Raw genomic sequence first — 5,041 nt, forward strand, 5'->3', positions numbered from 1 at the left:
CACGCGTTACGACAAGAACCCGGACAATTTCCTCGCTGCTGTCAAACTGATCGCTGTCCGCATCTGGTGCATCAGTTTATGAGTCTACGCCCTAGTCAACCCGATAAGCACGCTCCTCTCACAGAAGATGAGGATATCAAGTTTCTGGTCGAGAATTCGGACCTGTCGCCTTTGCAGGCGCGTGATTTGATTGATCGCCTTGGTCACCGGGACCGACCGAAACTTCTTGCAGAGGCGACGAAATTCAAAGCGGAAAGCTAGAGCGGCTGATAGAAATATCAAAGCAGCATTTCTGCCTAAATCGTCGGGAACAACCAGTAGGTGGCGTGAGTTTATCTAATCAGGTTCAATTCGTCACAGGAGCGAGGCAGCTATGGCTCTGCGCGCAAACTGGAAAGGTCTGTTGAAAGTCGATCAACTTTTGATGCCGTTCGGCCTTTATACGGCTGTATCGACATCAGAGCGGGTTTCTTTTCATCTGATCAATCGCAAGACGGGTAATCGTCTCAGTCGTGAATTTGTCGATAGCGATACGGGTAAACCTGTTCCGCGAGAGGAGCAGATGAAGGGATATGAAGTTTCATCCGGCAAATACGTCAGTTTCAATGATGAAGAAATCCAGTCTGCAATTCCCGAAAGCAATAAAACACTCAATATCACGCATTTCGTCAAATGCAGTGAAATCGACGATGTTTATCTCGATCGACCTTATTATCTGACGCCCACAGATGATGACGAAGTGTTCTTGCTTCTCCGTGATGGAATGAAAGCTGAAAACGTGGCGGCAGTCGCTGAGGCGGTGCTCTTTCGCCGTGCGCGTAAAATTCTCATTCGTGCGGATGGCGATGGCATGATCGCATCGACGCTGAACTTTGATTACGAAGTTCGACCCGTCAAAGAGGCTTTCGAAGATCTGGAAGCATTCAAGTTCGATCAGGAAATGCTCGATCTGGCCAAACATATTATCGGCACCAAGATGGGCCGCTTCGATCCGTCAAGTTTTGACGACCGCTATGATGCAGCACTAGCCGACTTGATTAAGGCAAAGATTGAAGGAAAACCTCTCAGAAAGCCTGAAGCTCCCAAGTCGGCCGACGTGATTGATTTGAAGGAAGCCTTACGCAAGAGCGCAGCCTTGAGCTCTCCAAAAAAGCAACTGGCTAAATCCGGAACAACCAAAGCGAAGCCCCGAAAGGCTGGATAATGGGACAGCCGCTCGAAACCTATCATAAGAAACGTGACTTCAACCTGACGAAGGAGCCCCGCGGCAAAGCCAGGCGAAGCAGGGGCGATTTATTTGTGGTGCAAAAACACGATGCGCGTCGGCTGCATTATGATTTCAGGCTGGAAATGGACGGAGTGTTGAAAAGCTGGGCGGTCACACGGGGCCCAAGTCTGGTCCCGGGCGAGAAACGTTTGGCCGTCCATGTGGAAGATCATCCGCTTGAATATGCCGGATTTGAAGGTACGATCCCCAAGGGGGAGTACGGCGGCGGGACGGTCATTGTGTGGGATAGCGGACAATGGACCTCGGTTGGCGATGCTCGCAAAAATTATAAGAAGGGGCATCTCGAATTCGAACTGAGCGGCGATAAACTGAAGGGGCGCTGGCATCTGGTTCGAATGCATGGAAAACCGGGTGAAAAGCGAGAAAACTGGTTACTCATAAAGGGCGAGGACGAGTTTTCACGAGAGGCTGACGACCCCGATATTCTTGAGGAGAAACCGCAATCGGTGAAAACTGGGCGAATTATCGCCGATGTGGAACATGAAGCGCCGGGCTGGTCGTCCAAAACCGGACCGCTGAATAAAAACCGCGCAGCGAAGGAAGGCAATGCTGTGCCATTGTCGAGGCGCGCAAAGAAAGCTGCGATGCCGCCATTCATAGAACCTCAATTGGCGACATTGGTATCAGCCGCGCCCGGAGGAAGCCGCTGGATTCACGAAATCAAGTTTGATGGTTATCGCATTCAGGCGCATGTCGCTGATGGTAAAGTCGTGCTCTATTCACGCAGCGGGCTGGATTGGACAAAGAAATTTGGCCGTTCGATAGTCAACGATCTTCTGGCTACGGGGGTCCAGAATGCCATATTTGATGGCGAGATTGTCGTGGAAAATAAGGCGGGTCTGTCGGACTTTTCGGCACTGCAAAGCGATCTGAGTGACGGACGTTCGGACCGGTTCGCCTTTTATATCTTTGATCTGCTTTATCAGGATGGCCGCGATTTGCGGCAAGTGCCGCTCGTCGAACGCAAATCCCTACTGGCAAAGCTCATTTCCCATGCCTCGAGAACGCTGCGCTATAACGAAGCCTTTGATGCCGATGGTGACGCTGTATTCAAGAACGCTTGTGGGCTCGGACTGGAGGGCATCGTCTCGAAATTGAGCGATGCTCCTTCTATTTCCGGGCGCAGCAAGGGCTGGCGCAAATCGAAATGCATAGGACGGCAGGAGTTTGTAATTGCCGGATTTGTGCCTTCAACTTCAACGTCTCGCGCAATTGGTTCTCTGCTGTTGGGCGCTCAGGAGAAGAAAGGACTTGTTCCTGTTGGGCGTGTGGGAACTGGTTTTTCCGTCAAGCTGGCCAAAGATCTTTACACGAAACTCACGTCGATACGTCAGGAACAAAGCCCATTCGCAATAGAGCTGAACGCTGAAGAAAAACGCGATGCGATATTCGTCAAGCCGCAATTGGTTGCAGAAGTCGAGTTCCGTGCATGGACGGCGGACAAAAGACTGCGCCATGCATCTTTCCGCGGACTGCGTGACGACAAGGCCGCCGAGGAGGTCACATTGGATAAAAGTGCAATGCCATCTCAGCCGTATAGAACATCCCACGAAGAAACTGATGTGAAGCTCACTCACCCGGATCGCGTGTACTGGCCAGAGGAGGGCATTACAAAACAGGGGCTGGTGGATTACTACGCCGAAGTCTGGTCACGAATTGAACCATTTATTGTCAATCGGCCTTTGGCTCTGCTGCGCTGTCCGACCGGTATAGATGGCCAGCATTTCTTCCAGAAACATGCTTGGAAGGGTTTGAACGAACATATTGTTGAGGTGAATGATCCCTCGGAGAAGGATGAAGAGCCTTACATCGCAATCAAGGATTTTAACGGTTTGATCGGTTTGGTTCAGGCTGCCTCGCTAGAAATCCATCCTTGGGGTTCGAGCCTCAGGGACTGGGAATTGCCGGATATGCTAATCATGGACCTTGATCCAGGGGAGGGGGTTGCCTGGGAACGTGTCATCGACGGGGCCTTTGAAACCAAAGAGCGGCTTGAGAAGCATGGCCTGACAACATTTGTAAAAACATCCGGAGGAAAGGGACTGCACGTCGTCGTGCCATTGAAGCCGAAAGCCAATTGGGACAGCCTCAAAACCTTTACCAAGTCGATTGCCGATGAGATGGCGGCAGACAGTCCTGATCGCTATGTTTCGACCATTTCCAAAGCCAAACGCAAAGGCAAAATACTCATTGATTATTTGCGCAATCAACGAGGCATGACGGCTGTTGCACCTTACTCACCACGTGCTCGCCCTGGAGCAGCCGTTTCCATGCCACTCGCCTGGAATGAACTAAATCCCGCTATCGGTCCAGCACATTTTACGATTTTGAATACGCCGACGCGAATTGCGGCTTTGAAGCACGATCCCTGGCACAATTTTCGCAAAGCGGAGACGACCTTGCCCAGTCATTAAAACAATACTCTGAACTGACGCTCTAACGCTGTTTTTTTTCGCTGGCGAGGCTTTTGCGCAAAGCATCCATAATGTTAATGACATTGCCGCCGGTTGGCGCAACATTCGCGTCGGATTTAGGCTTTGTCGGCAACTTTGCTTTCTTCTTCTTGGCGCCGATCATGGATTTCAGGTTCTTCTGAACCGGGTCTTTCAGCATGTTTGGATTCCAGTCGTCTGTCTTATCCTTGATCAGTTTGCGCACTAGGGAGAATAACTTTTTGTCAGGTTTTTCAGCTTGGATATCCGCGAAATAATCGTCCGCTTTTCGGACTTCATCACCGAAGTGCAAGGTCCACAAAATAATACCTTGTCCGCGGGGCTGCAGAAGGATAGCTCTCTCGCGCCGGTACATGACTAACCGTGCCAGACCACAGACATCGCTCCTGTCCATCGCTTCCCGAATAACCGCAAAGGCTTCCTGCCCGACCTTGTCAGACGGTGAAAGATAATGGGGTTTATCGTACCAAATCCAACCGATGCTATCGCGCTCCACGAATTTTTCGATATCGATCGTGCGAGTGCTTTCGAGAGCCACGGCTTCAAGCTCATCGTCCTCGAGGAGGACATAGTCTCCTTCGGCCTTCTCGAAACCCTTAATTTCGTCTTCGTCGCGCACGGGCTTATGTGTCACTGAATCGACATAGCGACTGATCACCCGGTTGCCCGTTTTAGCATTGAGCGTGTGGAAGCGCACTTTTTCGCTTTCAGTGGTCGCAGGCATTATTTCCACTGCGCATGTGACGAGCGATAACTTTAAATAGCCTTTCCAGAACGCGTGGGGCACTGGCTTATCCTCTTTTGAGTAGAGAATAACCAGCTAAAGGCTGGAAGGTTCCGGGTTTAGATGTTGATGCGGGAACCCACCGCTCCTTTGGGGTGTTATCTCACCGATAAAATCACAACAGAAAAATCGGGGATCGCATTGGCGAAGAAATCAACGCTCCGTTCACGCCTGATTCATACCAGTGATGCCGAACCTGGGCTGAAGCGTATTCGCTGTGGCAAAGGTTTTCGCTATGTCGATAGCCAAGAACGTGCTGTTAGTGCGGCGGATAAAGCGCGCATTGCGGCCCTTTCCATTCCACCCGCTTGGAAGGACGTTTGGATATGTCAGAGCGAATATGGGCATATACAGGCAACAGGCCGTGATGCGCGTGACAGAAAGCAATATATCTATCATCCAGACTGGATGAAACGACGTGACTGTTGATTTGCACTGAGAAGTGACCCGGCATTTGCGCCGAGAATTGACCCGCCTGTTAGTTATGTTTCGGGTCGATAGTAGTGGTCAAGTTCC

The 5,041-nt window shown here is 50.9% G+C and carries 4 protein-coding genes and 1 pseudogene; 4 read left to right on the forward strand and 1 reads right to left on the reverse strand.

Annotated features, from left to right (window positions below; genetic code table 11):
* The 3 genes and pseudogenes from FHW00_RS24240 to ligD form a co-directional block, all read left to right on the forward strand.
* Nucleotides 1–82: pseudogene (locus FHW00_RS24240) on the forward strand (IS5/IS1182 family transposase); the annotation flags it as partial.
* A gap of 291 nt (nt 83–373) precedes the next feature.
* A complete protein-coding gene (ku, locus tag FHW00_RS24245; RefSeq protein ID WP_078341337.1) occupies nt 374–1,204 on the forward strand; it encodes a non-homologous end joining protein Ku in 831 nt (276 codons plus the stop codon).
* Entirely contained in the window at nt 1,204–3,702 is a 2,499-nt protein-coding gene (gene ligD, locus FHW00_RS24250) for a DNA ligase D (RefSeq protein WP_078341338.1), read from the forward strand. Before ku (FHW00_RS24245) ends, ligD begins: the two co-directional genes overlap by 1 nt.
* Before the next feature lie 22 nt (nt 3,703–3,724).
* Here the strand turns inward: ligD and ku (FHW00_RS24255) are convergent, their stop codons facing one another.
* Complete coding sequence (gene ku / locus FHW00_RS24255; protein WP_078341339.1) at nt 3,725–4,528, reverse strand: non-homologous end joining protein Ku; 804 nt, start codon at nt 4,526–4,528, stop codon at nt 3,725–3,727.
* Between the two features lie 60 nt (nt 4,529–4,588).
* On the opposite strand from ku (FHW00_RS24255), the gene FHW00_RS24260 reads away from it, so the two are divergent.
* Nucleotides 4,589–4,954 carry a DNA topoisomerase IB gene (locus FHW00_RS24260; RefSeq protein ID WP_176168398.1) on the forward strand — a complete coding sequence of 122 codons (366 nt, stop codon included), beginning with the start codon at nt 4,589–4,591 and terminating at the stop codon, nt 4,952–4,954.
* The last annotated feature ends 87 nt before the right edge of the window (nt 4,955–5,041 follow it).

It is taken from the genome of Ochrobactrum sp. P6BSIII (assembly GCF_014138065.1).
Classification (GTDB): domain Bacteria; phylum Pseudomonadota; class Alphaproteobacteria; order Rhizobiales; family Rhizobiaceae; genus Brucella.

What these genes read in the sequence shown, in the direction of transcription:
- ku (WP_078341337.1), top strand. Translation starts at nt 374, where the DNA reads ATGGCTCTGCGCGCAAACTGGAAAGGTCTGTTGAAAGTCGATCAACTT.
- ligD (WP_078341338.1), top strand. Translation starts at nt 1,204, where the DNA reads ATGGGACAGCCGCTCGAAACCTATCATAAGAAACGTGACTTCAACCTG.
- FHW00_RS24260 (WP_176168398.1), top strand. Translation starts at nt 4,589, where the DNA reads ATGTTGATGCGGGAACCCACCGCTCCTTTGGGGTGTTATCTCACCGAT.